Here is a 1652-nt window from a genome sequence, read left to right on the forward strand (position 1 = left end):
TTTGCGATATGTGTCCTTGGTTCAGTCGGCCGTGCCGATGTGCCTTTCTGCGCTCGCGACCATCTTTCCTGAAAGGTAGCTACTTAGCACGGGCAGAGTGTACGGGCACTCGGCCTTTTTCAACAGCCACGACCGGTTTTGATACTAAAAATTAGAATCAGTCACCCGATCGACGGCGAACCCAGTCACGCGGAATGGCGGCTTCAAGGGCATCATCGACCGTGACGATTCCAAGCATTCTATTGTCGGAATCTACGACCGGCAGGCTGAGGAGATTGAAGTCGGCCATGCGGGTCGTAACCGTGATAATGTCGTCCTCAGGGGATGCTACCACCAAGTGGTGGTCGGCTGCATCGCGGAGCAAAGTTTCTGGCGCGGATTGCAAAGCCCGAACGAGCATAAGCGTGCCTGCCAAGATTCCGTCATCCCGAATGATGTGGATCATCGTCAGCGCCTCGGGCTGATGCGTCGTGGCTGATCGAACCGCTTGAAGCGCATCGCCGATCGTCTTCTCTTCCGAAAGCGCCACAAACTCTGGACCCATAAGGCCACCAGCGGTTGCCTCGTGATACCCAAGCAGGGTTAGAACCTTCGTTTTCTGAACCTCCGGCAGCAGGTCGATCACAACTTGCCGCCGCTCTTGGGCAAGGTCCATCACTGCATCCGCGGCATCATCAGCGCGCATTCTGGCAAGGAGCCCCGCCACCTCCTCATCGGTGCGCGCGTGCAGCAGTCTTGCCTGTTTGTTGTCGTCCAGTTCTTCGAAGACGTCAGCCTCCAGTTCCGGGTCTTCATGTACGTGCGCCAGCAGGACGTTCTCTTCTCGCGACGAGGCACTCTCAATGATATCGGCGATCTGGGCAGGTTTGAGCTTGGTCACGCGGCTCGCAGCCGAACGCGACCCCGAACCGCGCTCATCGCCGATCAGCAACAGGAACGAATGCCAGTCCCGCGCGGGATGCTCTTCGTGCCGGCCAAGGTGAAACCAGCGCCCCTTGTGAACGTCCAGCCCTGTTACAATCCAGCCGTTTGCAGCCAAAGCGAGCCGAACGTCGTAGGCTTTCACCAGGGCGCTGCGAGCGACATCAATGATGCGATGCCCGAGAATGTTCTCCTTGAGCAGCAATTCGCCATCGCGGCGCTGGAAGGGCCGTAAATCCACCTTGGCAGTGCGGAGGCGGACCGCCTCGGGGTCGATGCTCGTCACGTCGCTCATGGGCACGAAATAACCCGCACTGCCCAGTGAGATGACCAAGCCTGTCAGAAGGGGATAGTCATTGTCGCGAAGTCGTGTGACGACATCCGATAGCTTGCCAAGCGTACGTCCATCGCCGTCGATCACGGCGTGCTTGAGCAGGGACGACAAGGAAAGCACTGCGTCTGCTGTTGACGGTTCCGGACTGTCACTCACCTATGAAGTTCCTCTTTGCGGCTCCGCCATCGAAACGGGGGTGCCGATGCCAATGTTACGCAGACGACGATCAGTGTCCAACAGCGAGTTGGTAGATGCGGAAAATGACCATGATCATCGCGATCAGGAGATAGCTTCGCAGCACGGTAAGGCCGATGCGGCTGCCGAGCGGCAGTTTCGGTGCCGCCAGCAAGGCGAGAGGCGGCATACGCCATGACAGCCGTTGCGACCGGTCGATGGG

At 58.7% G+C, this 1652-nt stretch carries 1 protein-coding gene; it reads right to left on the reverse strand.

What is annotated here, in order from left to right:
* Positions 1-157: 157 nt before the first annotated feature.
* Positions 158-1411 (reverse strand): magnesium transporter MgtE N-terminal domain-containing protein, encoded by a 1254-nt coding sequence (locus AACY52_RS28355; protein WP_339561076.1) that lies wholly within the window; start codon positions 1409-1411, stop codon positions 158-160.
* Positions 1412-1652 lie beyond the last annotated feature (241 nt).

This window comes from Pseudomonas sp. EA_65y_Pfl1_P113, from assembly GCF_963970525.1.
Classification (GTDB): domain Bacteria; phylum Pseudomonadota; class Gammaproteobacteria; order Pseudomonadales; family Pseudomonadaceae; genus Aquipseudomonas; species Aquipseudomonas tritici.